Genomic DNA, 26031 nt, shown 5'->3' with positions numbered 1-26031 from the left:
CATGCTGCTCGAAGCTCGCAATGTGCGCGTGACCTATCGCAGCGCCCACGGTGAAGTGCACGCGGTCGATGGCCTGGATCTCGATGTCGATCAGTCGGAAATATTCGGGCTCGTCGGCGAATCGGGTTGCGGCAAATCGACCGTGGTGAAAGCGCTGCTGCGGCTGCTGCCGGACAGCGCGAAGCTCGAAGCCGACGTGCTGCGCTTTGACGGCGAAGACCTGCTGACCATGCCGCGCTCGCGTTTCAGGCAACAGGTGCTGATGCGCAAGATTGCCCTGGTGCCGCAGAGCGCGCAGAACTCGCTGAATCCGGTGCAACCGGTTGGCGCGCAGATCGTCGAGGCGATTCGCGCGCATTCGAACACGTCCGCGGCGAAGGCGCGCGAGCGTGTGGTCGAGCTGTTCGATATCGTCGGCTTGCAGCCGGAATTGATGCGCCGCTATCCGCATCAGTTTTCCGGCGGCATGCGCCAGCGCGCGATGATCGCGATGGCGCTCGCCTTCGAGCCGTCGCTGATCGTGATGGACGAGCCGACCACCGGCCTCGACGTGCTCGTGCAGGAGCGCCTGCTCGGACGCATCCGCGCGATCCGCGAGCGCGTGTCGCTGTCGATTCTGCTGATCACGCACGATATCGGCGTGATCGCCGAAACTGCGGATCGCGTCGGCGTGATGTACGCGGGACGGATGGTCGAATGCGCACCGACGCTCGAGCTGTTCGGCGATTCGCAGCACCCGTACACACTCGGCCTGAAAAACGCGTTCCCGAGCATCATGGACCTCGAGCGCGAGCTGATCTCGATGCCAGGATCACCGCCCGACATGTCGGCACCGCCCGTGGGCTGCGCGTTCGTCGCGCGCTGTCCGTTTGCGATCGACGCCTGTCACGCGGATCGGCCCGCCGCCATCGAGGTCGGCGTCAATCATCTCTCGGCGTGCATCCGCACGGCCCATATCGGGCCGATGCGCGCCGCCGCAATGAGGAAAGCAACGTGGCACTCCTGAGCGTAGAGCATCTGACCAAACACATCCGGATCGGCCGCGGGCTCGGCGCCGCGCTGCGCGGCAACGATGCGAGCTGGATCAAGCCGGTAGAGGACGTGAGCTTTTCGATCGATGAAGGCGAGATCGTCGGCATCGTCGGCGAGTCGGGCTGCGGCAAATCGACGACCTGCAATCTGCTGTCCAAGCTCGACGTGCCGACGAGCGGCACCCTGCGCCTGAATGGCGACGACGTGACCGCGGTCAGCCGTGGCAACGCGCTGACGCAGTATCGCAAGCAGGTGCAGCTGATCTTTCAGGATCCGTTCGATTCGCTGAATCCGCGTCTGCGCGTATTCGACATCGTCGCCGAGGCACCGCGCGCGCTGAAGCTGTGGGACGCAGGCGAAACCGCGCGCCGGGTGATGCGGATGCTGGAGCTGGTCGGATTGCCGCCGGAGCGCTATGCGCAGCGTTATCCGCACCAGATGAGCGGCGGCGAGCGTCAGCGCGTCGGCATCGCGTCGGCGCTGGTCGCGGAACCGCGGCTCGTGATCGCCGATGAGCCGGTGTCGATGCTCGATGTGTCGATTCGCGCCGGTGTGATGGATCTGCTGCGCGACCTGTCGACACGCCTGAAGTTTTCGTGCCTGTACGTATCGCACGATCTGTCGATTCTCACGCATCTGTGCGACCGCGTGATGGTGATGTACCTCGGGCAGCTCGTCGAGGTCGCGAGTTCAGCCGAGCTCGTCGGCGCGCCGCGGCATCCATACACGCGTGCGCTGGTCGCGGCCGTGCCGGTGCCGGATCCGCGCCACAAGCGTGAGCCGGTCAGCATCAAAGGTGAACTGGCCAAGCCGATCGACCCGCCGCCCGGCTGCCGTTTCGCGCCGCGCTGTTCGCTGGCGATGCCGCAATGCAGACGCACGCCGGAAATGAAAAGCGTCGGTGCCTCCCATACGGTGGCTTGCCACGCGGTGCATGCGCACACGGCCGATCGCGCGGGCACGCTGCCGCCGGCGGTGGGCCGCGCGTCGCATGACCTCACGCGGCAGAGCGCCGCCGATGTCGTTCTCGCCCGGACCCGCTATGCGGAACGTTGATGCCGATACGGTGGTGATCGGCGGTGGCGTCGTCGGCATGTCGATTGCCTATGGACTCGTCAAGGCAAGGGACAAGGTGATCGTGCTGGACGAAGGCGACGATGCGTTTCGCGCCGCGCGCGGCAACTTCGGGCTGGTCTGGGTGCAGGGCAAGGGCGCGGGCCATCTCGACTACGCGCGCTGGAGCCTCGCGAGCGCGCGGCGCTGGAAGGCCTTCGCGCAGGAGTTGAAGGAGCTCACGCGGATCGACGTCGAACTGCAACAGGCGGGCGGTCTGCGCCCCGCGTTCGCAGAAGATTCGTTAGCGCGCCAGCTCGGCGAGATGGCGCGTATCCGCGATGCGATCGGCTGCGCGTATCCGTATCAGGCGCTCGATGCCGCCGACGTGCGCAAGCTGATTCCGGAAGCGGGCGCGGACATGGTAGGCGCGATCTATTCGCCGATGGACGGCCATGTCAGTCCGCTCAAACTGCTGCGCGCGTTGGTGCAGGCGTTCAGCCGGTCAGGCGGGGCGCTGTGCACGAGCGCAGCGGTGCAACGCATCACGCCTCGCGCAGGGGGCTTCGAGGTCAGCACGGCAAAACACACGTTGTATGCCGGCCGGGTCGTGCTCGCGGCGGGCCTCGGCTGCCGCGCGCTCGCACCGCAAGTGGGACTCGATGCGCCGGTCCATCCGGAGCGCGGGCAGGTGCTCGTCACCGAGCGCATGCAGCGTTTTCTGCCGTATCCGACGCCGCATGTCAGGCAGACCGGCGAGGGCGTGATTCAGCTCGGCGACTCGAAGGAAGACGTCGGTTTCGACGATGGCACGACGACGAGCGAGCTCGGACGGATCGCGCGTCACGCGATCCGTTATTTTCCGCTGCTGGACAGGGTGAACGTGGTGCGGGCATGGGGCGCGTTGCGGGTGATGACGCCGGATGGCTATCCGATCTACGAGGCGTCGACAGAATGCCCAGGTGCCTTTCTGGTCACCTGCCACAGCGGCATCACGCTAGCCGCGAATCACGCGGGCGCGATTGCGGACTGGATCCGCGGCGCGTCCGAACCGGTCGATATCAATCGTTTCAAGGCGAGCCGATTTCATGGTTTCCATGTTCAAACCGCTACACATTGACAAGCCTTCACCCATCGTCAGCCTGACGATCGAAGGCCGGCCCGTTCGCGTGCGTGCCGGCGAGAATCTTGCGCTGACGTTGCTTCAGGCAGGGTTCCGTCATACGCGGCTCACGCCCGTATCCGCCAGTCCACGCGCGCCGCTGTGTCTGATGGGCGTGTGCTTCGAATGCCTGGTCGAAGTGGATGGCCAACCGAACGTGCAGGCATGCATGCTCGAAGCCCGCGAGGGCATGTCGGTGCGCTTGCAGCATGGCGCGCGGCGGGCGGGAGATGTGCATGACACATGATCTGATCGTGATCGGTGGTGGCCCCGCCGGCATGGCGGCCGCGGCGACGGCCGCCGCGCTGGGTTTGAGGGTCGCGCTGCTCGACGAGCAACCCCGGCCCGGCGGACAGATCTATCGCAACGTCGGCATCGCCGACGCATCGGTCAAGACGCTGCTCGGCGCGGACTACGCGGCAGGAGAGCCGCTCCTGAAGCAATTCGATGACGCTGAGGTCGATTATCGCGCGGGCGCGCTGGTCTGGGACATCGACCGCGAGCGCACCGTGACCATCGTCGCTGATGGTCAGGCAGAGCGTATGTCGGCACCGCATCTGCTGATCGCGACGGGCGCGCTAGAACGGCCATCGCCGGTGCCTGGCTGGACGCTGCCAGGCGTGATGAATGCCGGCGCCGCGCAAATCGCGCTGAAGTCCGGTCCTTCGATACCCGAAGGAAAAGTGGTGCTGGCGGGCACGGGGCCGCTTCTGCTGCTGGTCGCGTGTCAGTTGCTCACGGCGGGCGCCGACGTGGCGGCGCTCGTCGAAACCGCGCCGCGCGGCAATCGCCTCGCCGCGCTGCGCACGTTGCCGCGTGCGCTTGCCGCGCCGGCGCCGCTTTTCAAAGGCGCGCGCATGCTCGCGCAACTGCGCCGCGCGCGCGTGCGCTGGTACCGGCATGCGACAAATCTGGAGATCGATGGCGACACGTATGCGACTGCGCTGCGTTTCGACGCAGGCGGCGAGCAGCACACGGTGGTGGCGGACATGGTGCTGCTGCATCACGGCGTCGTGCCGAACACGCAACTGACGCGCCTGCTGCTCATCGAGCATCGCTGGGACGACGCGCAGCGCGCGTGGCGCCCGCTGCGCGACGCGTGGGGCGCCAGTCCGCTTGCGGGCGTATGGATCGCGGGGGATGGCGCGGGTATCGAAGGCGCGCGCGCGGCGCAGGCGAGCGGCACGTTGGCCGCGCTCGGCATCGCGCATGCGGCTGGGCGCATCGAGCAGGCGCAGCGTGACCAGCGTGCGAGCGCATGGTGGCGGATGCTGGCGCGCGAACGCGCGGCGCGGCCGTTTCTCGATGCGCTGTTCCGCCCGCCAGACTGGATCGGCGTACCGGGCGACGACACGATGGTGTGCCGTTGCGAGGAGGTGACGGCGGGGCGCGTCCGCGAAATGGCGCGCATGGGCTGCGCCGGGCCGAATCAGACGAAGTTCTTCAGCCGTTGCGGCATGGGCCCGTGTCAGGGCAGGTTGTGCGGATTGACGGTGACGCAGATTCTCGCTGACGAGCAGCATAGTTCGCCGCAAGCCGTGGGTGCGTATCGCGTGCGCGCGCCAATCAAGCCGATTCCGCTGCACGCACTGGCGAGCCTTTGCAACGAACCGCACGAAACCGTGTCGCTCAAGGAGTTTTCTGAATGACTGCAGATATTGAACGCATCGAAACGACCACGCGCATGAGCAGGGTCGTCAAACATAGCGGCATCGTCTATCTGTGTGGCCAGACCGCGGTTGGCGCCTCTCCTGCCGGCATTGAAGCGCAAACTCGAGAGGCGCTATCACGCGTCGATGCGTTGCTGGTTAAGGCGGGTACAGACCGGTCCCGGATACTCACAGCGCTAGTGCATTTGCGCGACATCGCTGACTTTGCGGCAATGAACGAAGTTTGGGAGGCGTGGTTGCCGCCAAACACAGCACCCGCGCGCACTACCGTCGAAGCGAAGCTCGCGGCGCCGGATCTGCTTTTTGAAGTGACAATTACCGCAGCGGCCGCTTGAGTCCTGCGTGCTTCGGGCTACGGACAGCGGTTTCCGTTTCGCAATGGGGCAGCGGTTGATTAGTAGTTAGGCAATCGCGCTTTATAGTCGGTGCAGCTAGAACAAACGGGGGGCGCGCCTTCGAAGGGTGTCTTCGCCGAATCGGTCCTAACACAGTCGATGTGGCGCTGTAGAATCGAGGCGACACCTCTGCGCCAGGCGCACACATGAATGGCAGGCATCGCACCGAGAACCGTCGACGAGATCTATACGAATACGCCCCCGCACCACCCCCTATCGCTCACTTGCCACCAGTAACATCGAGAAACGTGCCGGTGACGAAAGAAGCCTCGGCGCTCGCCAACCACAGAATCGCCCGCGCAACCTCTTCAGGTTGACCGCCTCTTCCCATCGGAATCGAGTCTTTGACACGATCCACCCGTCCCGGCTCTCCGCCGCTAGCATGCATCTCAGTGTAGATATGCCCAGGGCGAATGCAGTTGACACGTATCCCATCCCGCGCGACTTCCCTGGCGAAGCCGGTAGTGAATGTCTCAATGGCACCCTTCGACGCGGCATAGTCGACGTATTCGTTTGGACTGCCGAGCCGGGCCGATGCCGATGAGATGTTGATCACGGCGCCACCTCGACCATTGTAACGACACGACATCCGCTTCACCGCCTGCTGTGCACAGAGGATCGGGCCTATCGAGTTGACCGCGAAGATACGCCGCATCCGCTCGAATTCGAGATCTTCCAGCCGTGACTGCCGTGCAATTATCGCGGCGTTATTCACCAGCACATCGATCCGGCCGAACTTCCGGTCGATCGCGGCGAATAGCTGGGCGACCTGCTCCGGATCCGCGCTGTCCGCGCGCATGGGTAAAGCCCGGCGCCCGAGAGCTTCCACATCGGCCGCCACCGCAAGGGCGGCGGACTCGTTGGAGACGAAGCTTATCGCGACATCGTAACCTTGTGCGGCGGCCAGCCGCGCAGTCGCCGCGCCTACGCCACGGCTTCCACCCGTTATCAGAATCAACGGAGCCTGGGCAACAGTATTCATCTAGCGAATCTCCACATAATTGTGAGGTAACTGGCGTCGCGCCATTCGATGATTGAACGCGTGCACTGACGCTGGCGTGATGTTTGCGCTCGTGTGACGACCTTTATGGAAACGCGTCCCAAATAAGCTCACGTCGCGCGCAAATGTGGACGAAGAGCAAGCACCAGTGGGAAAACGGCCAGTGCTGTGATCGCAGTCGCAATAGTGGCGCCGTGTATGCCGATCCGGTCGCCCAGGAAACCGTAAGCAACCGGAGAGAGCGCCCCCGAAGCGATGGTGCCGGTATAAAAGAGCGCGAATGCCCGCTCGGTACGCTCGACCGAAGTCAGTTCGGGCACCGTTCCGTAAAGAACGGACGACGTGCCGTTGAGCATCACGCCAAGCAGCGGCAACAGGATCACAGCGGGCGCCAGCGGCAGGCCGATCACGGCAAGAATCAACGCTGCCGTACCGCCTTCGGTTGCGAGCACCGTTCCGGTTACGCCCACGCGCGCGCCGAGCCAGCCGCAAACGAACTTGCCGGCGGCGCCCCCGATGAAGACGAGCGCGAGCGCCGTGCCCATCATCGGTTGCGAGATGCCTTTCGCTTTCAGGAGAAATGGCAGGAAGGTCAATAACCCCATACGCACGGCCGTGTCGAGCATGCCGATCGTGAACAGCAGTGAGAAGCCCGATCGCGAACCGCTGCTGTTCTGGCTCGACGTTTCCTTGACGGAAGACTCGTCCCTCGGCACCGGTGGGAGAAAAAGTGCAATCACCGCCGCGACCAGAACGCCAACGGTCGACATGGCCCAAAGCGCATGCCGCCACGGCATGATGGTAATCAGCAGCGAGATAGCCGCCGGCAGCGCGGACTTTCCGAGGTCGCCTGAAAAATTGTAGACACTGAGCGGCCCGCGGGCATTGCGTCCATACACGCGCGAGACAGCGCCTGAAGCCAGCGGATGTTGCGTGCTCGAGCCGCTGCCCGAGATGGCGAGCGCGACGCACAAGCCCAGCAGGGTTCCGGACATGCCTGCGACCGCATAGCCGAGCGCGGCCAGAAACGTGCCGAACGCGAGCGTCGCGCGCGTGCCCAATGTGCGTGCGAGGCGTCCAGCGGGCAGTTGCAGCGTCGCCATCGTGCCCGCATAGATGCCGCGCAAAATAGCCAGGGCGCCGAAATTGAGTCCAAAGTCCGCCTGCCAGACAGGCAGCAACGCGTAGATCATGTCGGTGTAACCGTCGTGCAGCGCGTGCGCCATGCACGAGAGCCACAATACGCGCGTACGTGAAACGGAGGTCGACTGACCGGGCCCGTCGGCCACGCCCGTCGCCGGCGAGGAGAAAGAGAAAAGTCTCATGGTTCGACTGAATGACGCAAGCGCAGGCCCTGACGGCGCTCCGAGCGTTCTGTTACAGAACACCAATAGTCTAGGTTCGCCGGGAACGCGTTACAACTGACGTAAAATTGAGTCAGACGGGAGAAAAAGTCACCTTATGAGCACCAACAAACGCGCGGGGAAAGACGTTGAAAAGTTGCCCCCATTGAATGCGTTGCGGCACTTTGAGGCGGTCGCCCGCCTGGGGAGTTTCGCGGCCGCGGCGGGCGATCTGCACGTCACGCACTGGGCGGTCGGCAAACAGATCCGCTTGCTGGAAAACTGGTTCGGCGTTCCGCTCTTCGAGCGCCGTTCACGCGGCGTCGCTCTTACCGATGAAGGCGCTGCGCTGCTCAACGATGTCAAAGGCGCGTTTGCACGCCTGAGCAGTTCGGTCGCGCGACTGCGCGACGAATCCATCACGCGTCGTATAACGGGTGTGGTGCGCGTGAATACGCCGGCGAGCTTTGCTTTGTGCTGGCTCATACCGCGTCTGGCAGATTTCCAGACTCGCTACCCGGACATTGTCGTGCGGATCTCGACGACCTCGCGCAAGTTGCGCTACGTCAGTGATGCATTCGACGTCGGCGTGCGCTCGGGACCCGAGGACGCAGCAGGCCTCGTGTCGACGACGCTGATGCCCGACTTGCGCCTGCCCGCCTGTAGTCCGACGATATTGCCAAACCGCCCGATCAGCACGGTCGCCGATTTGCGGAATCACACGCTCCTTCACTCCACCAGCACTCGCACAGCCTGGTCCGACTGGTTACGGGAGGCCGGCGCGCCAGGCCTGCAAGGCGCCCACCATCTCGACTTCGATCATGTTTTTCTCCAACTGAGCGCCGCGGCTGAAGGCCTCGGCGTGACGTTGGCGTCGCTGCCGCTCATCGAGCGCGAGATCGCAAGCGGGCGTCTCGTGTGTCCGATATCAGAGCCGGCGTGGCGCGGACCCGATTACATACTGCTCGTGAACACTGACCGCGCGAACGATGACGCAGTCATTGCATTCAGAAAGTGGATCATGGCGGCGGCGAAAATTCCGGTAGAGCCGGCCCGAAGCGAATCTACCCAAAGAGTTCGCCGAACTACACCGCGCGCGAAACGATCGCGGCGCTAGTTGTCGGAGCATCGACCGGCGGCATTCACTCGACATCTCATCACCGGCTCCGCTCCGCCGCCGTCATCCTGCGATAGATGGTATTGCGCGACACTCCGAGCGCCCGCGCCGCCGCCGACACGTTACCGCCATAGCGCACGAGCGTCATCGCGACCACCGACGTGGCGACATCCCGCAGCCGCGCACCGTCGCTCACCGAAGCATCGCCAGCGGCAAGCGCGTTTGCACCAGGAACGGCTGAAGAGACCAAAGCGGCGGACGCACCCGGTTCAGCCTCGCCCTCACCCACATCCTCAAGAAAATCATCCGCCAGATGCTCGCGCCGGATCTGCCCATCCCCATCCACCATCGCCACGGCGGTGCGCAGCAGATTAGCCAGTTGCCGAAAATTACCGGGCCACGCATATCGCCCGAACATCGCCATCACCTCCGGCGCGACGCCAAGTGGTCGCCGGCTCCCGCTCTCGAGCGATTCGCGCTGCAACATCTTCTCGATCACGACCGCGAGATCGCTACGCTCGCGCAACGCCGGCAGACGGACCGCGAGTCCGTTGATCCGATAGTAGAGGTCTTCGCGGAAGTGGTTCCGCGCGATCATCTCGCGCAGATTGCGGTGGGTCGCGCAAATGATCGCGACATCGACGGGAACTGCTCTCGCCGATCCGAGCGGCGTCACGAGCCGCTCCTGCAGCACGCGCAGCAGGCGCATTTGCAGCGGATACGGCATGTCGCCGATCTCGTCGAGAAACAGCGTGCCGCCGTTCGCCTGCATCAGCTTGCCGGCTGAACCTTTGCGCCGTGCGCCGGTGAACGCGCCCTCTTCGTAGCCGAACAGCTCGCATTCGATCAACGTCTCCGGAATCGATGCGCAGTTGACCGCGACGAACGGCCCGTCGCCGCGCGGCGAATCGTTGTGAATCGCCTGCGCGAGCAATTCCTTGCCCGTGCCGGTCTCGCCGGTGATCAGGATCGGAATGTCCTTGCCGAGCACCTTGCGGACCTTCGCGATCAGCGCGGCCATGCGCGCGTCGCCGGTGTCGAGATCGTCGAGCCGCCACGGTTCCGTAGCCGGCTGCGATACATTCGCGCGCGCCGGCTGCGACGCGGCGCTCCGCGCGTCGAGCGGCCCGCTCCCCTGCGTGAACGACGCCCGTCTGAACTGCGCGCGCGCGCAAACCACCGCGCCGTTGTGCAGATTCAGCATCAGATACGGGGCGACGCCATGCGTCAGACGGTCGATCAGTTGCGCGTAGGTGATCTGGAACAGCGACGCGAGCGTATGCGTGCGCAACGCGGCGAGCGACATGCCGAGCTGGAACTGCGCGCTTCGATTCGCGGACAGAAAGCGGCCGTCCTCCGTGAAAGCAATGATCCCTTCCATCAGCGTGCCGATGAATTCAGGGCGTCCGTGGAAGGACACTTGCAGCACGTCGCGAAACGTCGTCGAGAACAGATGGTTTTCGATCATCTGCACCGACATCTTCGCGAGCGCCATCGTGTGCTGGTGATAGCTGCGGTAGTCGCCGGTCACGTCGAGCGCGCCGATCGGATCGCCGTAGGGGTCGAGAATCGGCACACTCGAACAGGTCAGGAAGCGGTTCGCCGCCAGATAGTGCTGGTCGCCATGTACGACCATCGCGCAGCCCTCGGCCAGCGACGTGCCGATCGCATTGGTGCCCTGGCGATCCTCGGCCCAGTTCGCGCCGGGCCGCAGCGCCACTTTTTCCGCGCGATGCAGAAAGTCGTCGTCACCGATCGAATGCAGGATCAACCCTTCGGCGTTGGTCAGCACGATCATGCTTTGCGTGTTGACGATCTGCTCGTGCAGCGTCTCCATGACCGGCATCGCATGCGCGCACAGCACCTGGTTCTGTTCGCGCTTCAGCGCGAGGCCCGCCGCGGAGAGAATGTCGTAATCCGGCTGGACCGATGCGCGCAGGCCGAATGTCTCGGAGCGTTCGTGCGCTTTCTGGATTGCCGGCGCGGGCAAGCCATGAGACCGGTTGGCCGCCGCAAGGGTGGCCGGATGAACGTCATCGCGCATTGTCTCCTCCGGGATGGGTCCGGGTCTTGCCGGACGCTTCGATGCGTGACGACAGGATACTCCCGTTTCATAGACCGATTTTTATAGCCCAATTTCGATAGCCCGATTTTCGCCCCGAACTGCCACGTTTCTGAACGCCCCTGCCCGCGCGACTGTTCCGAAACGGAACACTCCGACCGCGCGGCTGACAGCCATCCCCCGAAATTGCGTATCTCGATGCATTGGTACGGTTCGTGCCTTATGCCTGTGGTGTCGCAAGCAGCCATTGCCCGATGCAAGACAGTCATTCCATCGCAGCCACGATCCGACTCACAAATCTGACTCATAAATCTGACTCACAACGCGGAGACACGTGATGAATCCATTTGACCTGAAAGCCCTCGGCCTCGACATCGAGTATCCCTATCGGCAGAGCTACGACAACTACATCGGCGGCAAATGGGTGCCGCCCGTCGGTGGCGACTATTTCGACAACGTGTCGCCGATCAACGGGCAGCCGTTTTGCCGCGTGCCCCGTTCGAACGCCGCCGACGTCGATCTCGCCATCGACGCCGCGCACGCGGCGCGCCGCAAATGGTCGAAGACGTCGGTGGCCGAGCGCGCGAACCTGCTGCTCGCGGTGGCCGAGCGGATGGAGAAGAACCTGAAGCTGCTCGCGGTCGCGGAGACGATCGACAACGGCAAGCCGCTGCGCGAAACGATGGCCGCGGACCTGCCGCTCGCCGTCGATCACTTCCGCTATTTCGCCGGCTGCATCCGGGCCCAGGAAGGCGGCATCTCCGAGATCGACGACAACACGGTCGCCTATCACTTTCACGAGCCGGTCGGCGTGGTGGGCCAGATCATCCCGTGGAATTTTCCGCTGCTGATGGCCGCATGGAAGCTCGCGCCCGCGCTCGCGGCCGGCTGCTGCGTCGTGATGAAGCCCGCCGAACAGACGCCGGCCTCGGTACTCGTGCTGATGGAACTGGTCGGCGACCTGTTCCCGGCCGGGGTCGTCAATATCGTCAACGGCTTCGGCAAGGAAGCGGGTGAAGCGCTCGCCACCAGCAAGCGCATCGCGAAGATCGCGTTCACCGGCTCGACGCCGGTCGGCAAGCGCATCCTGCACGCGGCGGCGGAGAACCTGATCCCGTCGACGGTCGAACTCGGCGGCAAGAGCCCGAACATCTTCTTCGCCGACGTGCTCGATCGCGACGACGCGTTCCTCGACAAGGCACTCGAAGGTCTCGCGATGTTCGCGCTGAATCAGGGCGAAGTCTGTACGTGCCCGTCGCGCGTGCTGGTTCAGGAATCCATCTACGAGCGCTTCATCGATAAAGCGATCGCGCGTGTGGAGCGCATCAAGGCCGGCCATCCGTTGAACCTGGAAACGATGATCGGTGCGCAGGCATCGCAGCAACAGCTCGACAAGATCCTGTCGTATATCGACATCGGCCGGGACGAAGGGGCGCGGTGCCTGACCGGCGGCGGCCGCGCGACGCCCGCCGCGGATCTCGGCACGGGCTTCTACGTGAAGCCGACGATGCTGTTCGGCAACAACGAGATGCGCGTGTTCCAGGAGGAAATTTTCGGACCGGTTGCGTCGGTGATGACGTTCAAGGACGAGCAGCAAGCCATCGAGCTCGCGAACGATACGTACTATGGTCTCGGCGCCGGCGTCTGGACGCGCGACGGTACTCGCGCTTACAGGATGGGACGCGAGATCGAGGCGGGACGCGTGTGGACCAACTGCTATCACCTGTACCCGGCGCATGCGGCATTTGGTGGATATAAGCAGTCGGGTATCGGGCGCGAAACGCACAAGATGGCGTTGTCGAATTATCAGCAGACGAAGTGTCTGCTGGTGAGTTATCAGGCGGAGGCGCTGGGGTTCTTCTAAGTGGAGACTAGAGGCGCGTCGTCGGGTGACGACGTGCGATCCGTCGCCGCGCGTGGCCAAACTACCCACGCGCGGCGCGAAAGAACTCACTCCGGCATTTCCTTCCTCCGCGGATTCGGAAGAACCACGAGCGTCAAAGTCCCAGACACACCGCTCCGGCCGCGACGACCATGCAGGCGAGCCAGCGCATTGCACTGACCGTTTCCCGCAGAAACACTCTCCCGATCAGCACCGCGAACACCACGCTGGTCTCGCGCAACGCCGACACCGCGCCCATCGCGCCCGACTGCAGCGCCCAGATCACGATGCCATACGCCGCGATCGACACCAGCCCGCCGACGAGCGACGAGCCGACCGACAGCGGCTCGGCACGCACCGGTGTCCATAGCGGCGCGAGCCCGCGCATCGCGACGAACAGCACCGGCATCAGCCAATAGAACAGGAACATCCACGCGGTGTAGGCGAGCGGCCGGCCGTTGGACAACCTCACGCCGATGCCGTCGATCACGGTATAGAGCGCGATCGTCGCCCCGGTCGCCAGCGCGGCCAGCGCGCCCGCGCGCGACACGTGGCGCCCCTGCAGCGCGATCGCGATGATGCCGCCCGAGATCATCGCGATTCCGAGCGCGTGCAAAAGGCCGATCGCCTCATGCGCGAAGAGCGCCGCGCCGAGCGTGACGAGCAGCGGCGACGAGCCTCGCGCGATCGGATACGCCAACGCCAGATCGTTGCGGCGATACGAACGCACGAGGCTCACGTTGTAGAAGATATGCACGAGCCCCGAGGCGACGATGTAGGGCCACGAGGCGCGGGCCGGCCCCGGATTGAACAGGATGACGAGCGTGGAGACCGCCGCGATGGCGATGCTCATCCACGTCATGGACAGGAACCGGTCGCGGTTGCCGTGCAGCATCGCGTTCCAGCTCGCATGGAGCATGGCGGCAAAGAGCACGATACCGCCGGTATAACTGAGCATGTAGGTTTCGGGCCGGAAAGAAGCGGGAGATATCAGCGGCGCAACAAAAAGAATATCTATCTTGGAGTGACCCGACAAACCAGATAAATTGACGAATCGCGTTAGAAAAACTCCTGCAAATGAAACGGGTATTGCCCCCGCTCAATGCCTTGCGGGCCTTCGAGGCCGCAGGCCGGCTCGGCAGCTTCAAGGAAGCCGCCGCGGAGTTGCACGTGACTCACGGTGCGGTGAGCCAGCACGTTCGCCTGCTCGAGGCGTGGCTTGGCGCATCGTTGTTCGAACGGCACAACCGGCGCGTGACGCTGACGCCGGCGGCGAAAGTCTATCTGGAGGAAATCGGCCCGTTGTTCGAACAGCTCTCGCAGGCAACCGCAAGATACGGTGTGCCCGAAACGGTCTCCCGGACACTGTCCGTGAACGCGCCCGCGACATTCACGTTGCGCTGGCTGGTGCCGAGGCTGGCGAAATTCCGCGCTGGGCATCCCGACGTGGAGGTCAAGGTGGAGACGTCAAACGAGCCTTTGGAGAGCCTGAGAGAAAACTACGACGTCATCATCCGGGGTGGTCCGGACACGTTCTACGGCTATTCAATGCGGCTCTTCCTGTCCGAAGAGAGGCTTCCGGTCTGTAGTCCGGTGCTTTTGCGGCAAGTGCCGCTTCGCTTGCCGGGCGACCTGCGACAACACACGTTGCTGCACACCTCGAGTCTTCCGCGGCTTTGGCCCGACTGGCTGGCGCGCGCACAGATTCCCGCGCTGCGGCCGGCGGCCGCTTTGACCTTCGACCACTTCTACCTGACCTTGCAGGCTGCCATCGACGGAATCGGCATCGCGATGGGGCCGACTGCGCTGGTATCCGACGATCTCGCCGCCGGCCGGCTGGTCGCACCGTTCACCGGCCCTCGTCTGCCGTCGCGCAGCTATTGCACGTATGTTCCGGATGAAAAGACTGCCGATGAACGGGTCGTGCTGTTCCGTTCATGGCTCGAGCGCGAGGGGATGGGTTCGTGAACGGAGACGGCCAAAGTTTCCGCGCGGTCGTCACCGTATGTATCGATCAAGCCCGAACACGGCACGCGAGCCTGTCGAGCAGCAGTCGCATGGCCGCCGGAATCGGTGCGATCACCGGCACCGAAAAGCGCTCCCCCAACTGCTGTGCCGCCTGACCGAGTGGGCCGCCGCCGATCACGACGGCTTCCGCGCCGTCCAGCTCGATGCACTCGGCGACGGCTCCCGCGAGTGCTTCCAGCAACCGCTCCGGATGAGCCGCAAGCGCGAGCGGATCGCCGCTCGTCAGGCGAATGCCGGTGTATTGCGCGCCGACGCCCAGCGCCCGCACGTTGGCTTCGATCGGCTCGACCAGATCGGGCGTGACGGTAGCGATGCCGAAGCGTCGCCCGCCATGCGCGGCTTCCAGAATCGACGCCTCGCAGATGCCGACGACCGGCACGTCGACGATGTCGCGCAGCGCATCGATCCCCGGATCGCCGAACGCGCTGATGACGATGCCGTTTGCCGTGCCGCCATGCTTGCGCGCGTTTTCGATGACGCCCGCCGCGGCGGCTTCGAGTTGCGACGCGGTCAGGATCATCGGAACACCGCGCTCCGCACTCGCGCCGCGAATCACACAACCTTGCGGCGCCTCGGCCTGCGCGATGTCGACCATCATCTCGGTGGTCGCCGTCGACGTGTTCGGGTTGATCAGCAGAATGTTCGGGTGAATCAGCAGAATGTTTTGCACGGTTGTTGGTCCCCTCTATGCACGGCTCGCCGCAGCGTTCGTATCGATCTCGGGTTCGGCTGCCGTTTCGTCGAGCTTGCGGCCGTAGGTTTCCGGCGCGAGCTGAATGCACGCGGTGAAGATCGCGTACATCACGGCGATCATCCCGAACACGCCCGCCACGCCATTGACGTCGAACATGCGGCCGGAAATCAGCGGCATCAGCGCGCCCGCGGTCGTGCCCGTCGCGAGAATAAACGAGGTGCCGAATGCGCGTACGCGGGTCGGAAACAGTTCCGGCGCGTAGATCCAGATGGTCGTGTTGAGCATCAGCACGAAGAACTGGAAGAGCGCGCCGCACGCCAGCACCAGCACGATGTTCTTCGCCAGGAAGCCGAACGCGAGCGCCGCGAGACACGCGAACACGGCGCCCACCGTCAGCACGCGCTTGCGCGGCAGATGATAGCCGAGCAGCGACGCGGCGAGCGTGCCGGCAAAACTGCCGCCCTGCATGATCAGCGTATAGACGAGGCTGCGCGTGATCGTGTAACCCTGCGCGACGAGGATCGTCGGCATCAGCGTGAGCACGGAAATCTGCGCGCCGTAGGTCATCCAGATCGCGACGCCGACCGACGCGGTGCGGCGCAGCAGCTTGCCGCGAAAGATATCCAGCGCACTGCCGCGCGCCGTCGCCGGCTCCGAGAGATCGTCGCCGGAGATATAGGACGTCACGGCAACGGCGCCGGAGAGTTTGCCGCTCGCGAGCTTCGAGAGCACGCCGTTGGTCGCCGCGACGCGTCCTTTCGACAGCAGGAAACGCGGCGTCTCGGGAATCAGACGGCGATAGAACGCGCCGAGGATCGCCGGCAGCACGAGAGAGGCAAAGAGCCAGCGCCAGCCATCCGGTCCCGGAAAGATCGCGAAGACGAGTAAGCCGAACGCCGGCGCGAGAAAGTTGCCGATCCCGCCGGCGCCGACGTTCACGAGTCCCACCGCGGTGCCGCGAAATTTCTGCGAGCAGAACTCGGCGAGCATGGTGACGGCGACCGCCACCTCGCCGCCCAGGCCGAAACCGACGATCGCGCGGCCGATGCACAGCACGATCAGCGACGGCGCCATCGCGCAGACAATCGCGCCGAGCGTGAAAAGCAGCAGATCGGCGGTCAGCATCATGCGCCGCCCCCAGCGATCGGCGATATAGCCAGACACGAGCCGGCCGATCGCGGCCGCGGCGAACGTGACCGTATTGAGCAAGCCGATGTCGGTGGCCGTGAGCCCCCATTGTTGCCGCAGCAGCGGCGCAATCAGACCGATGGAGTTCTGCTCGAAGCTGTCGAACAGACAGCCGATCAGAATGAGCCAGATGATGACTTTGTGCGCGGGTGTGACACCGATGGAATCGAGGGCCCGGTCGAGCTGCGCGGAACCTGCGAACGACGAGTCAGACTGGACGGGACCGCTCATGATCGTTTCTCCGGTTTGCAGCGAAGCTGGCGCTACGCCTGATGAGACGATCCTAGAGTTTCAAATTATCAACTTCAAGGAAAATTAAATTTCACCCGATCGGTTTCACTTTAAGCGCTTTTTCAGGCGATTTGCAGGATGTTTGCGTTGCACCAGCATCGACCGTCCGCAGCGGTCGCCCGCACTCTCGCTGTGCCAGAAAGCCCGTTGCATTGTCGTTGAATGGCAATCGTCACCGCATCAGGGCGCGCGTGCGCACCACCGCAGTGCAACATAAATTCCAGAGAAAAGAAGTGATGAAACTGAAATTTCATCACCTATAGACGACTTCGACAGAGGCGATTCAGCGCAACGGGTCAGAGTTCGCCGATTGCGTCGTGCGCGGCTTCGATTGCGCTCAGGCGCTTCTTGCCGCGGTTACCCGCCCGCTCGAACACCCGCGTGATCAGCACGCTGCAGAGCCCCATCACCGCAACGTGGTTGTCGAGCGGGCCGGGGGCGGCGGTATCGCAATGGATCGTCCAGGTTGCGCCCCGGTGCGACGGCGCATGCTGATCGGCGATATAGAGCGTTCTGATGCCGGCGCTCGCCGTGTAGTCGAGGACCGCCTGGGTCTGTGGAACGCGCCGGCGCAAGCCGAATACGATCACCAGGTCGCGCGGTTCGAGACCGGCGAGATACTCGCCGATCGTTTCGCCCGCGGCGGGAAGCGTCACGGTACGCTCGACGACCTGCTGGATCTGCCAGCGGAAGTAGTCGGCGAATGCGTGGCTGCTGCGAAAGCCGAACACCAGCACCTGACGCGCGTCGACGATCGAACGCGCAATCTCGTCGACCAGTTCGTCCGAAAGCCGCCCGAGCGTCGCGGTCAAATTCTGCACGCCGAAGCCGACATGTGCATCGAGCGTGCCGGAGGCCGCCGGCCTCGATGCCGCCGACAGAAACAGCGGCGAGCCGCGCTCCCGTTCGTTGCGCACATGACGGCGCGCTTCTTCGAAGCTGTCGTACCCGAGGCGTCGCACGAACCGGCTGACGGTTGCCTTCGACACTTGCGCGAGTTCCGCCAGTTCCACGCCGGTATAGCTCGCCAGATCGCCGGGAAACTCGAGTACGAAGTCGGCGAGCCTGCGCTCGGTCGCGGGTAATTCATCGAGTTGCATGCGGATCCGGCCCAGAAAAGAACGCTCTTGCTGTGGCATACGGGTTTGGCGTGAACACGCTGCAATGAAGGTGTCGGGCAGTATAGCCTTTGACGACGGCGCGAAGCGAAGCGAGGCGACTATCGCAGATACCGGACGATGAGCCGCGTGGCCTCGTCGATGAGCGCTTCAAACGCTTCTTCCGGGAGGCTGTCGGAATAGTTCAGGACGGCTGTATGCGTCAGCGCCTCGATGGACGTGACGCACACGAATGTCGCGAGACCCGGATCGACGGCGCGAAATTCATCACCGTGCGCGTCGAGAAAGGCCCGGAACAGCGCATAGGTTTCCGCGCCCAGGAGTTCGTTGTTCCCGGTCCTTCCCGTGCGCGGAATCTGCCCGGAAAGCACACGATGCAGCGCGGGGTCGACGCGATGCGCGTTGATCGCGGCGGCGACGAGCTGACGCACCGCCTGCTCCATCGGCAGCGCCGCGACGTCGGCCAGCGCGTCGCGCACGACCTGCATCAGTTCCTCGCTATGGCGCTCCATCACGGCGGCAATGAGCGCTTCCTTGCTGGGGAAGTACTGGTACAGCGAGCCGACGCTCACGCCCGCTTTCTCGGCAATACGGTTCGTACTGGCTTTGTCGAATCCGTCCTTGACCAGAATGCGAGCGGTTGCCTCGATCAGCGCGTCGACCGTCGCGCGGGATCTCTGCTGAGACGCGTGTTTTCTGGGTTTCGTGAGCGGTTTGCGGGCCATTTTCCGCGCTCCGGAATGCGAGTAGGTAAATACGAGTTGTTGCTCGTATTATGCATCTGACGGGTCGAGCAGAAATGCAGACGCCCATGTGGTCTAACGCGAATCGCCACTTCGACGCTCGAAGGAGACGTCTATGATCCATCAGCCTTACTCGCAATTACTCGCCATCAAACGATGGGCCGATCGCGGTCTCTGCGACGCGATTGCGCGGAATTTCGACCAGTTGAGCAATGAGGATGCGTCGATCATGCTGCGCATTCTCGACCATATTCATGTGGTCGATCGGATCTTTCAGCATCATTTGCAGGGATTGCCGCACACCTTCCAGGCGCCGCGCTCGGAAAAGATGCCGGATCTGGAAACGCTGGCGAGCGGCATCGAGGAAGTCGACGACTGGTACACGTCTTATGCGGATACGTTGACAGCGCGCGATTTCGAACAGCCCATCGATTTCGTTTTTACGAGCGGAAAGCGGGCACGCATGCTGAAGGGCGAGATCGTGCTGCATGTCTGCCTGCACGGCACTTATCATCGAGGCAATGCCGGTGCCGTTCTTCAACTGAGAGGCCTCACCCCGAGTCGTGATGCGATCACGGACTTTCTCGAAGAGGCGGCTGAACTGAGCTAACCAGGTCAACGCCTGCCGCTGCCAGCCCATCGACGACGCACACGCTGCAAAGCCGCGGCGTGTGCGCGCCGTCAATTCCGGATGTTCTGAAAGCTCGCGCGATCGCTATTCCGCGCTGACTTGCGCGAGCGCCGCGATCAGGTCGCCGAAACGTTCCCCCTGCACGAGGATGTGGCCTCTGAGTGCCGCGGCGGCGGCTTCGCCGTTGCCGGCAGCCAGCGCATCCACGACCGCCTGATGTTCGTCGAACGATGCGGCGACGCGCCCCTTCACGCGCAACTGCAAGCGCCGGTAGGGGCGCAGACGTTTATGCAGCGCCTTCGCCTCGTCATGCAGGAAGCTGTTGTGGCTGCCCTGATAGATCAGGCAGTGAAAGCGCTCGTTCAGGTGGTAATACTCGTCCGGGCTGTCGGAGTCGCGCGCGGCCTGACATGCGACATGCGCTTCGCGCAGCGCCTCCAGCTCCTGCTTGCTCATGCGCCGCGCGGCAAGACGGCTGCTCATCGCCTCGAGTTCGGCCATGACCTCGAACATTTCGATCAGCCGGTGCAGGCTGATCTTCGCGACCACCGCGCCGTGGCGCGGCCTCATCTCGACCATGCCGGCCGCGGCCAGTTGCAGCAGCGCTTCGCGCACCGGCGTTCTCGATACCTCGAAGCGCGCGATCAGCTCCGCTTCATCGAGCCGTGCGCCGGGCGGCAGATCGCCGGTTGCGATGGCTTCCTCGATGGATTCGCGAAGCCGGTCTGCAAGTGTGAGCCTGTTTGTCATGTATGGACTCCGCAGGGAACCGAATGACCACAACAACGAGCCTTATCGTACGCGCGAATCATGCCATGGCTGTACGCGTAAACGATAGTTGAGAACACGATCAGGCGGATTATAAATACCCAGATATAGCTATAAATATAAAAAACAGGCTTTACAAAATATTTACAGAACTGCGATACGCATCGCAACGCCAGACGGCAACGATCCGTTCATTCCATACGCGCGAATTTTCCCTTGACCGTGTTCGGAGGCCAGACCATGAAGGTGCAGTCAGTAGCTGTATCGGTGGGAGTGGGTATGGGGATCGCGCTGCTTGGCGGCTGCGGGCATAACGACGAGATTTCCCCGCCCGCTCCGGTGTCGCATGGCGCCGGCTTCATCAAGAGCTTCCAGGTCATTTCGAGCGCGCCCGCTTTCGGCGGCGCCACGCCGGCAGGCGCGGCGGGACCCTATCAGGTGATCACCGCGGTCGTGCATGGCGAGCTCGATCCGAAAGATCCGCTCAACGCGGGCATCGTCAATATCCAGAACGCGCCGGTCGGCAGCGACGGTTACGTCGCCTATTCGACCGACGTCGTGATCCTGCGTCCGCAAAGCGCATCGACCGCCAAACGCGTGCTGTTCTACGACGTCGTGAATCGCGGCAGCAAGATCGGCGCGGCATCGTTCGTAGGCGGCGGCGCGCTGGATACGGGCGCGGCGCCGTCGTCGAGTTTTCCGTCGCTGCTGCGTAACGGCTACACGATCCTGTGGAGCGGCTGGCAAGGCGACATTCCGCTCACCGGCAACAGCACGACCGCCGGCGCCGGACTGCTCGGCGTGAGCTTCCCGGTGGCGACCAACAAGGACGGCTCGCCGATGACCGGCATGAGCCGCGAGGAATTCATTCCGGACTATGCGGGCGGGCCGCCGACCACCATTCCGCTGACCTATCCGCCGGCCAATCTGTCCGACAAGTCATCGGTCACGTTCACCGCGCGTCAGTCGTGGCTTACCGCGTATGGCAGCATTCCGGGCGGCTTCGAAACCTACACTGCGCCGTCGCAGCCGGTGACGACCTGGAGCTACGTCAGCACGCCGAACAATGTCTATGAAGGCAATTATTCGGTGACGTTCACGCCACCCGCCACCGTGCCCGGGCCGAACGGCACGCAGGTTCCGCCCGATGCCGGGACCATTTACAGCTTCGTCTATCAGGCCGCGGCGCCGACCGTCGACGGCATCGGCTTTGCCGCGTTGCGCGACCTCGTGTCGTTCCTTCGCTACGAGAACGCCGACGCGCAAGGCGCGGCGAACCCGCTGAACGATCTGAAGAGCGCCGGATGCGTCGCGTCGACATGCTCGACCAGCACGAACTTCGATATCGCGATCGGCGAAGGCATTTCGCAATCGGGCCGCTTCATCAAGGACTTTCTCTATCAGGGCTTCAACGCGGACAAGAACGGCAAGATCGTGTTCGACGGCCTGTTCCCGATCATCTCGGCGGCCCGCCGCACCTGGACCAACGCCGCGTTCGCCCAGCCGGGGCGCTGGTCGAAGCAGCATGAAGACCACTTCATGCCCGGCTTCCAGTTCCCGTTCACGTACGCGACGACGACCGACCCGGTGAGCGGCGCCACCGACGGCATTCTGAAAAAGTGCACGGCGAGCAACACCTGTCCGAAGATCATGCAGCTCGACGGCTCGTTTGAATGGTGGGGCGGCGCGGCGTCGCTCGTGGTGACCGACGGACGCGGCAACGATATTCCGCTGCCGGCCAACGTCCGCTATTACCTCGTCGCGGGAACCCAGCATGGCGGCGGCAGCGGTGTGACGACCGGCAACTTCACGGTGCCCGCGGCGGGAAGCCAGTGCCAGTTGCCGGGCTCGCCGGTCGAAGAAACGCCGGTTGAACGCGCGCTGATTCCGGAGCTCGTTGCCTGGGTCGGCAAGGGCACGACACCGCCTCCGTCGCAATACCCGACGGTCGCGGCCGGCACGCTGGTCGCGCCGACCCAGACCGCGGTCGGCTTCCCGTCGCTGACCAACGTGACGGTGCCGAGCGGCCCCGCCGCGACGCCGACCGCACTGCAACTGACGTTCAACGGCGAATACAACCAGGTGTTCGTGACCGACTACAGCAATGCCGTCCCGGTGGTCAACACCGCGCAGGCCTACACGATCCTCGTGCCGAAGGTGGATGCGAACGGCAACGAGACGTCCGGCGTGCTGGTGCCCGACGTCAGCGCGCCGCTCGCCACCTATACCGGCTGGAATTATCGCGGCGCGGGGCATGCGATCGGCGACGGCTGCATTTCGAACGGCGCCGCGATTCCGTTCGCGGTGAATGCCGCCGCGCAGGCGGGCGGTACGGATTCACGCGCGACGCTCGACTCGCTCTACGGCGGCAGCCGCTCGAAGTATCAGGCGGCGGTCGCGGCCGCGGCGAACGCGCTCGTCACTCAAGGCTATCTGTTACAGGACGATGCGACCAACGTGTTCATCGCGAATGCGAGCAGCGTGTCCTCGACGTTGTTGCCGCAGCCGTGAGCCACGCTCGCGGCATGCCGGGAGCGAGCGCAGTGAGGCGAACAATGAAGTGGTCCGCCGCGACGCTGCTCGCCGTCGGCGTGATGGGCGGCTGTGGAGGGGGCGGAGGCGATGGCGGCAACGATGCGGGCACGCCGGCTGCCGCCAACCCGCCGCCCGCGTCGCAGAATGTCACGGTCTATCAGAACAGCCTGACACTCGGCAGCACGAACCCGGTTTCGCTGTCGCTCGTTGCCGGAACGTCGACCACCAATGCCATGCTGGTGAGTCCCGTGGCCGCGCCGCTGCTGAGCGCGGGCAATAACTCGCTGCTCTCGACGCATCTGACGGCCGACGTGCCGGGCGCCGGCATTGCGTGCGTGTCGGCGGCGACGAATAGTATCGGCACGGTAACCGGCGTCAACGCGGGCGTTAACGTGAAGAGCGTGGCGGTGCTGCTCGACAACGACTGGAGCGTCTCGGCTGCGCCGTCCGCGAACTGGGCCGCGCTCGGCGCGAGCGGCGCCGTGTTCGACGGCTGGGAAAACTGCGGCGCAAAAGCGGAAGGCGCGCCGTCGCCCTCTTCCACGCTGACCGTGAACGCGGACGGCAGCTTCTCCGACAATGTATTCGACGGCAATCCGTCCACCACGGTCACGACGATCAATCAGAGTTTTACCGCCGCGCAAGCCACGTCACTCCTGTCCGACGCCGGCTATCCCGACAGCAGTCAGGCCGCTGCTCCGCAGACTATCCGGCTGAAGCTTTATCACAATGCCGCGCAGCAAACGGTGCTGGTCGAAGAAGGCATCCCGGTGAGCGGCGCGACGAATCAGAATCCCGGCTTCATTGCGATCTACTTCCAGCGGTGATCCGATTTGCGGGCGGCACTCATCGCACCGGCCCCTCCGGCAACGGCAAGCCACGAGCCGGCACAGGTGACGACTGCACGATCGACGTCGTCGTCTGCCCGTACGCGAGAAACCGGTCGAGCAACTCGTCCAGCCGGTCCAGCCCCGCCAGGTGCACCTTCATGATGAAGCAGTCTTCGCCGGTAATGCGGTGACATTCGCTCACCTGCGGCAATGCCTGGGCGAGCTCCATGATTTTCGCAAGCTGTCCCGGCATCGGCCGGATCCGGACGAACGCCGTGACCGGCAAGCCCAGCGCCTGCGGATCGAGCTCGACGACGAACCGGCGTATTACCCCCCGCTCTTCGAGCCTCGCGAGGCGCTCACGGACCGTCGGCGCGGATACGCGCAGGCGACGCGCGAGTTCGGAAATAGACATCCGCGGCTCGGCAAGCAGGAGTTTCAGCAACTCGACGTTGCGGGCATCGGTCAATAGCGGGTGAAGCATTTCGCGCATTTCTCCTTCAATCTGAAGGCAGTTCCGGCCGCTGTCTTTCAACATGGCATGGACGAGCGTCCCATCGCGTGCGAACCTGCGCACATGAACGATATTAGAGCAACGCCGACTCGCGATCTGCTGCGTTTCGTTCCACCCCATCTGTTTTTCGTCACGAGTGCGGTCTTCCACTATCTGGGGCCGGCCGGCGCAGTACTGCTGTTTGCCCATATCGCGCCAGCCGGCGTCGCGTGGCTGCGCATCGTCAGCGCGGCAATCGTGTTTGCCGCATGGCGCCGGCCTTGGCGTGTCGTGCCATGCATCGACGCGCGGGAGCGCCTTGTCGTGGTCGCGCTCGGCGTGGTGCTCGCGACGATGAACATCGTGTTCTATTTCGCGCTCGCGCGCCTGCCGCTCGGTACGGTCGCGGCCATCGAATTTCTCGGCCCCGTGGGTCTGGCGGCGTGGGGAACCCGCACGTCGCGCAATCTCGTCGCGCTTGCGCTCGTCGTGGCCGGCGTGGCGCTCCTCACGCGGGTGCGCATTGCCGGCGATCTGCCCGGCTATGCATTCGCGTTCGCCAACTGCGCGCTGTTCATCCTTTATGTGGTGCTCGGACACCGGATTGCATCGAACAGGACAACGAGCGGCATCGACCTGCTCGCGCTGGCCATGAGCGTGGCGGCCATCGTCGCGCTGCCGGTGGGATTCGCCAGCGCAGTGCCCGCTTTCGGGTCCATTGCATTGCTCGGTGGCGCCGTCGCGGTGGGCGTGTGCTCGTCCGTGATTCCGTACGTGTGCGATCAACTGGCGATGGCACGGCTTCCGCGCGCGAGCTTCGCGCTGATGCTCTCGCTATTGCCGGCGACGGCCACCGTTATCGGCATCGCCGTTCTGCACCAGCTTCCCACTCCGATGGAAGCCGCGGGAATCGCGGTCGTCATCATGGGAGTGGCACTGCACCGCACACGCGAAGCAGCGTGAGCAGCGGCCCGCTCTCGCCCGATTTGCTTCAGGCTACAGCCAGCGCCAGATGCCCGCCGGCATACCGGCGAACGGGATATGAGCCCACGTTGCCACGAGCCAGACGACAACGCCGCCCAGAAGCGAGTGCATGCCGAAGCCGCCCAGCCGCGCACGGCCGGCGGCGATCGCCGCGAATGGGAGGTAGCTCGTCTTCGACTCCCATGCCGGCCACAGATCGGGTTGCAGTTGCTGCTTTTTCCGGTCCTGTAATGCGGCGCCGACAAGCGCGAGGATCACGATAGCCGTTGCAACGACGATGTTCCGGGTGGTCGGGAACACGGCGATATGGCACAGCCCCCAGAGCGCGAACGCCCACATCATCGGGTGGCGTGTCACCGCGTACACGCCGCGCGCCGCGTCGGGAAACGCGACCGGCCGGCCACCGGTAGGCAGCGCCGGGTTGCGGATCAGCGACCCCATCAGCAGGATCGACGCGATCAGCATGACCACCGTCACGACCGCCCAGAGTCCATTTCCCGCCGGCCATAGTGGCGCGGATACGGGTGCCTTCCAGTAAGCCAGAACCAGCCAGCCGAACGTCACGATCGCAACCAGCGAATAGACGCCCTGGAACCCCACCTCGCCAAGCGCGCGGATCAGACTCCTTCGCAGTGGATGGGACAGGAGAAAGTGGCTGCCGACGAAGGCGACTGCCGCCGCCACAACTGCGTTGATGCTTCCCATTGGCCTGGCTCCTCAAGTCATCATCGGTGGAACGATCAATCGATCATAGTCCCTGCACGACGCCGCGCGGCGCCTGCTGGCTTGCCGCCCTTTCAGTATCGCCTCCCCCAATTTCACGAACCAGTGAAACAATTTTCCCGTGAAATGGAGAAAAGTAGAATTTCAAATCTGCCGGTAGTGGCAGCCAATTGAAACTTTAATTAATTATTCTTCGCCTTAGCCGATATTCTTTCGTCGTCGCCATCGATTTCACTCAGACAGGGCAACAGCGCGAAAAGGCGTCACCTTTTCAACTAATCATTGCCAA

At 64.0% G+C, this 26031-nt stretch carries 24 protein-coding genes; 13 read left to right on the top strand and 11 right to left on the bottom strand.

Features of this window, described 5'->3' with window-relative positions:
- Window position 1 precedes the first annotated feature (1 nt).
- From QM685_RS24710 to QM685_RS24685, 6 genes are read left to right on the top strand one after another with little or no spacing between them, the layout of a single operon-like run.
- Complete coding sequence (locus QM685_RS24710) at window positions 2-1006, top strand: ABC transporter ATP-binding protein (protein ID WP_415120313.1); 1005 nt, start codon at window positions 2-4, stop codon at window positions 1004-1006.
- A complete protein-coding gene (locus QM685_RS24705; RefSeq protein ID WP_415120311.1) occupies window positions 994-2088 on the top strand; it encodes an ABC transporter ATP-binding protein in 1095 nt (364 codons plus the stop codon). The genes QM685_RS24710 and QM685_RS24705 overlap by 13 nt, the downstream gene beginning before the upstream one ends.
- Window positions 2075-3205, top strand: coding sequence for an NAD(P)/FAD-dependent oxidoreductase (locus QM685_RS24700; protein ID WP_415120309.1), 1131 nt, complete (start codon window positions 2075-2077; stop codon window positions 3203-3205). The genes QM685_RS24705 and QM685_RS24700 overlap by 14 nt, the downstream gene beginning before the upstream one ends.
- On the top strand, window positions 3183-3494 hold the full coding sequence (locus QM685_RS24695; protein WP_415120394.1) for a (2Fe-2S)-binding protein: 312 nt from the start codon (window positions 3183-3185) through the stop codon (window positions 3492-3494). The genes QM685_RS24700 and QM685_RS24695 overlap by 23 nt, the downstream gene beginning before the upstream one ends.
- Window positions 3484-4896, top strand: coding sequence for an NAD(P)/FAD-dependent oxidoreductase (locus QM685_RS24690; RefSeq protein WP_415120307.1), 1413 nt, complete (start codon window positions 3484-3486; stop codon window positions 4894-4896). The genes QM685_RS24695 and QM685_RS24690 overlap by 11 nt, the downstream gene beginning before the upstream one ends.
- Window positions 4893-5252, top strand: coding sequence for a RidA family protein (locus QM685_RS24685; RefSeq protein WP_415120305.1), 360 nt, complete (start codon window positions 4893-4895; stop codon window positions 5250-5252). Before QM685_RS24690 ends, QM685_RS24685 begins: the two co-directional genes overlap by 4 nt.
- Window positions 5253-5532: 280 nt before the next feature.
- Here QM685_RS24685 and QM685_RS24680 read toward each other — a convergent pair whose 3' ends face one another.
- Entirely contained in the window at window positions 5533-6294 is a 762-nt protein-coding gene (locus tag QM685_RS24680; RefSeq protein ID WP_415120303.1) for an SDR family oxidoreductase, read from the bottom strand.
- 128 nt (window positions 6295-6422) lie between these two features.
- Window positions 6423-7637, bottom strand: coding sequence for an MFS transporter (locus QM685_RS24675; protein WP_415120301.1), 1215 nt, complete (start codon window positions 7635-7637; stop codon window positions 6423-6425).
- A gap of 136 nt (window positions 7638-7773) precedes the next feature.
- On the opposite strand from QM685_RS24675, the gene QM685_RS24670 reads away from it, so the two are divergent.
- The gene (locus QM685_RS24670) at window positions 7774-8772 is read left to right on the top strand and encodes a LysR substrate-binding domain-containing protein (protein WP_415120299.1); all 999 of its coding nucleotides are present in this window, start codon (window positions 7774-7776) and stop codon (window positions 8770-8772) included.
- A 40-nt stretch (window positions 8773-8812) separates the two neighbouring features.
- On the opposite strand, the gene QM685_RS24665 is transcribed toward QM685_RS24670, so the two are convergent.
- Complete coding sequence (locus tag QM685_RS24665; RefSeq protein ID WP_415120297.1) at window positions 8813-10816, bottom strand: sigma-54-dependent Fis family transcriptional regulator; 2004 nt, start codon at window positions 10814-10816, stop codon at window positions 8813-8815.
- Window positions 10817-11171: 355 nt separating this feature from the next.
- Here QM685_RS24665 and QM685_RS24660 point away from each other — a divergent pair, with 355 nt between their 5' ends.
- Window positions 11172-12698, top strand: a complete 1527-nt coding sequence (locus tag QM685_RS24660) for an aldehyde dehydrogenase family protein (RefSeq protein ID WP_415120295.1) — start codon at window positions 11172-11174, stop codon at window positions 12696-12698.
- A 133-nt stretch (window positions 12699-12831) separates the two neighbouring features.
- On the opposite strand, the gene QM685_RS24655 is transcribed toward QM685_RS24660, so the two are convergent.
- Window positions 12832-13674, bottom strand: coding sequence for an EamA family transporter (locus QM685_RS24655; RefSeq protein ID WP_415120293.1), 843 nt, complete (start codon window positions 13672-13674; stop codon window positions 12832-12834).
- Between the two features lie 119 nt (window positions 13675-13793).
- On the opposite strand from QM685_RS24655, the gene gcvA reads away from it, so the two are divergent.
- Window positions 13794-14684, top strand: coding sequence for a transcriptional regulator GcvA (gene gcvA / locus QM685_RS24650; RefSeq protein ID WP_415120291.1), 891 nt, complete (start codon window positions 13794-13796; stop codon window positions 14682-14684).
- A 46-nt stretch (window positions 14685-14730) separates the two neighbouring features.
- Here gcvA and QM685_RS24645 read toward each other — a convergent pair whose 3' ends face one another.
- The 4 genes from QM685_RS24645 to QM685_RS24630 form a co-directional block, all read right to left on the bottom strand.
- Entirely contained in the window at window positions 14731-15414 is a 684-nt protein-coding gene (locus QM685_RS24645) for an aspartate/glutamate racemase family protein (RefSeq protein WP_415120289.1), read from the bottom strand.
- Window positions 15415-15429: 15 nt separating this feature from the next.
- Window positions 15430-16857 carry an MFS transporter gene (locus tag QM685_RS24640; RefSeq protein ID WP_415120287.1) on the bottom strand — a complete coding sequence of 476 codons (1428 nt, stop codon included), beginning with the start codon at window positions 16855-16857 and terminating at the stop codon, window positions 15430-15432.
- A 356-nt stretch (window positions 16858-17213) separates the two neighbouring features.
- Entirely contained in the window at window positions 17214-18056 is an 843-nt protein-coding gene (locus tag QM685_RS24635; protein ID WP_415120285.1) for a MurR/RpiR family transcriptional regulator, read from the bottom strand.
- 80 nt (window positions 18057-18136) lie between these two features.
- On the bottom strand, window positions 18137-18760 hold the full coding sequence (locus QM685_RS24630; RefSeq protein ID WP_415120283.1) for a TetR/AcrR family transcriptional regulator: 624 nt from the start codon (window positions 18758-18760) through the stop codon (window positions 18137-18139).
- A 133-nt stretch (window positions 18761-18893) separates the two neighbouring features.
- On the opposite strand from QM685_RS24630, the gene QM685_RS24625 reads away from it, so the two are divergent.
- Entirely contained in the window at window positions 18894-19388 is a 495-nt protein-coding gene (locus tag QM685_RS24625) for a DinB family protein (protein ID WP_415120281.1), read from the top strand.
- 105 nt (window positions 19389-19493) lie between these two features.
- Here the strand turns inward: QM685_RS24625 and QM685_RS24620 are convergent, their stop codons facing one another.
- A complete protein-coding gene (locus tag QM685_RS24620) occupies window positions 19494-20159 on the bottom strand; it encodes a GntR family transcriptional regulator (protein WP_415120279.1) in 666 nt (221 codons plus the stop codon).
- Window positions 20160-20417: 258 nt separating this feature from the next.
- Between QM685_RS24620 and QM685_RS24615 the strand changes: the two genes are divergently transcribed.
- Window positions 20418-22688, top strand: a complete 2271-nt coding sequence (locus tag QM685_RS24615; RefSeq protein WP_415120277.1) for an alpha/beta hydrolase domain-containing protein — start codon at window positions 20418-20420, stop codon at window positions 22686-22688.
- A 44-nt stretch (window positions 22689-22732) separates the two neighbouring features.
- Window positions 22733-23539: a hypothetical protein gene (locus QM685_RS24610; RefSeq protein ID WP_415120275.1), complete on the top strand. Its 807-nt coding sequence runs from the start codon at window positions 22733-22735 to the stop codon at window positions 23537-23539.
- A 19-nt stretch (window positions 23540-23558) separates the two neighbouring features.
- On the opposite strand, the gene QM685_RS24605 is transcribed toward QM685_RS24610, so the two are convergent.
- Complete coding sequence (locus QM685_RS24605; protein ID WP_415120273.1) at window positions 23559-24080, bottom strand: Lrp/AsnC family transcriptional regulator; 522 nt, start codon at window positions 24078-24080, stop codon at window positions 23559-23561.
- A gap of 39 nt (window positions 24081-24119) precedes the next feature.
- Between QM685_RS24605 and QM685_RS24600 the strand changes: the two genes are divergently transcribed.
- A complete protein-coding gene (locus tag QM685_RS24600) occupies window positions 24120-24998 on the top strand; it encodes an EamA family transporter (RefSeq protein WP_415120271.1) in 879 nt (292 codons plus the stop codon).
- A gap of 33 nt (window positions 24999-25031) precedes the next feature.
- Here QM685_RS24600 and QM685_RS24595 read toward each other — a convergent pair whose 3' ends face one another.
- A complete protein-coding gene (locus QM685_RS24595; protein ID WP_415120269.1) occupies window positions 25032-25724 on the bottom strand; it encodes an NnrU family protein in 693 nt (230 codons plus the stop codon).
- Window positions 25725-26031: the final 307 nt, after the last annotated feature.

The sequence above is a fragment of the Paraburkholderia sp. genome (assembly GCF_047605525.1).
Taxonomy (GTDB): domain Bacteria; phylum Pseudomonadota; class Gammaproteobacteria; order Burkholderiales; family Burkholderiaceae; genus Paraburkholderia.
This window is presented reverse-complemented; position numbering and strand designations above follow the sequence as displayed.